At 73.6% G+C, this 2413-nt stretch carries 1 pseudogene; it reads left to right on the forward strand.

Annotation, left to right across the window (positions count from 1 at the left end):
- Nucleotides 1-99: 99 nt before the first annotated feature.
- Nucleotides 100-906: pseudogene (locus ABZ281_RS46115) on the forward strand (BTAD domain-containing putative transcriptional regulator); the annotation flags it as partial.
- Nucleotides 907-2413 lie beyond the last annotated feature (1507 nt).

Genomic DNA, 2413 nt, shown 5'->3' on the forward strand with positions numbered 1-2413 from the left:
TACAACCATTTGGTTGTACGTTAGTCCTGTCCGCCCCCGCTGTAAAGCGACCCGCCCGGACACTGAAGAGGACACACCGGGGGGTCCGGCGCGGACCCGGTGACGCGGGCGGCGCTGTACACCGAGGCGCTGGCGCTGTGGCGCGGCCCCGCCTTCGCCGAGTTCGCCGACCAGCCGTCCGTGCGGCCGACCACGGCGAGTCTGGAGGAGGAGCGCCTGACGGCGGTGGAGGAACACGCCGGGGTGCGACTGGAGTTGGGTGAACACAGCCTGCTGGTGGGCGAGCTGACGGAGTTGGTGGAGCAGCATCCGCTGCGCGAGGGGCTGCGGGGCGCGCTGATGTGGGCGCTGTACCAGGCGGGGCGTTCCTCCGACGCGCTCGACTGCTTCAACGATCTGCGGCGCCGGCTCGACGAGGAGCTGGGGCTGACCCCCGGCCCGTCCCTGGAGGCGCTGCAGCAGGCCATCCTGCGCCACGACCCGGTCCTGGCCAGACCGGAGCCGCCGGCGCCGTCCGTCGCGGGGGCGCAGCCGGGGCCGGGTCCCATCGGTTCGGCCTCACCCCTGGTGGGCCGCGAGCAGGACCTGCGGGCGATCCGGGCCCTGCTCTTACAGCGCCGCCTGGTGACGCTCACCGGCCCGGGCGGTGTCGGCAAGACCCGCCTGGCGCAGGCCACGGCCGAGAGTCTGGCGGGCGCGTTCGGCGAGGGCACCTGGCTCGTGGAGCTCGCGGACGCCGGGGGCCTGGAGCGGTTCGCCGGCGCGGAGGCGCTGGCCGAGCAGGTGATGGCGACGCTGGGCATCCGGGAGAACACCTCGGACGACGACGCCAGAGGCCCGGCGGACCGCCTGGCGAACGCCCTGGCCGGGCGGCGGCTGCTGCTCGTGCTGGACAACTGCGAACACGTCGTGGATGCCGTCGCGCACCTGGCCGGTCTGCTGCTGAGCCGGGCCCCGCATCTGCACATCCTGACGACCAGCCAGGAACCCCTGCGCACCCGGGACGAGATGGTGTATCCGGTGACGCCGCTGTCGTTGCCCCCGGAGGACGGACCGGACCTCGACGCGCTGACGGGCGCGGGCGCCGTGCGCCTCTTCGTGGACAGGACCAGGGCGACGGACCCGGAGTTCACGCTGGACGCCACCACCGCTCCCCTGGTCGCCGACGTGTGCCGGCGCCTCGACGGCATCCCGCTCGCACTGGAACTGGCCGCCACCCGGGTGCGGTCGCTGGGCATCCGGGAGCTGCACGACCGGCTCGACGACCGCTTCAAAGTGCTCAACAGCGGCTACCGGGACGCCCCTTCACGCCACCGGACGCTGCAGGCCACGCTGGACTGGAGCTGGGGCCTGCTCGACGACCGCGAACGGACCGTGCTGCGCCGGCTGTCGGTGTTCGCCGAGGGGTGCGGGCTGCGGGCCGCCGAGGACGTGTGCTCCGGCGGCGGCGTGTCCCCCGACGACGTCCTGGACGCCCTGAGCCTGCTCGTGGAACGCTCGCTGGCCGTCCGCACCGAAGGGCCGCAGGGCCCGCGCTACCGGCTGCTGGAGTCCGTCGCGGTCTACGCGCGTGACAAGCTCGCCGAGTCCGGTGAGCACGCCGAAACCGCCGCCCGGCATCTGCTCCACTGCGTCCGCCTCGCCGAACGGGCCCGGCCGCATCTGCACCAGCGGGACCAGTCCCGCTGGTTCCAGTACCTGGATCTGGAGGCGGCCAACGTGCAGCGCGCGCTGGCCGAGGCCGACCGGGCCGGGGCCGCGCAGGAGGCACTGCGCCTGGTCAACTCGCTGACCTGGTACTGGTACGTCCGCGGACGGCTGGGCGAGGCCCGGCGGGCGCTGGCGACGGCCCTGGACACGGCGGGTGAGGCCGCGCCCGAGGAGCGCGTGGAGGCGGAGTTCTGGTACGCGGGCATCCGTCTGCTGCTCGGCGAGCACGACCGGGAGTGCGCCGCCCTGGAGGAGTACCCGCCCGAGTCCACCCTGGAGTCGACCAGGGCGCAGTGGTTCCTGGCGCACGCGCAGTGGACGGTGGGGGCGCTGGTCAAGGGCGAGCAACGGGTCGAGCGGGTCCTGGTCCGTTTCCGTACCCTGCGTGACGCGTGGGGCACCGCCGCCGCGCTGACCACGCGCGCGTGCTTCGCCCTGGCCCGCGGGGACCTGGAGTCGCTGCGCGGCAACGCCGAGGAGGCCCGCGCCCACTTCGCGGAACTGGGCGATCTATGGGGTCGGTTGAAGACGACCGACGTGCTCGGCAGGCTCGCCGAGATCAACGGCGACTACGACCTGGCGGCCCAGCTGCACCGGGAGAGCCTGCGGAAGGCGCGCTGCAGCCGCTCCAGCATGTCGTCGAAGGTGTCGGCCAGCTCCTTCAGCTCGTCGTCCGGGCCGTCCAGCTCGATCCGGCGGGAGA

This window comes from Streptomyces sp. NPDC006265, from assembly GCF_040613555.1.
GTDB lineage: Bacteria > Actinomycetota > Actinomycetes > Streptomycetales > Streptomycetaceae > Streptomyces.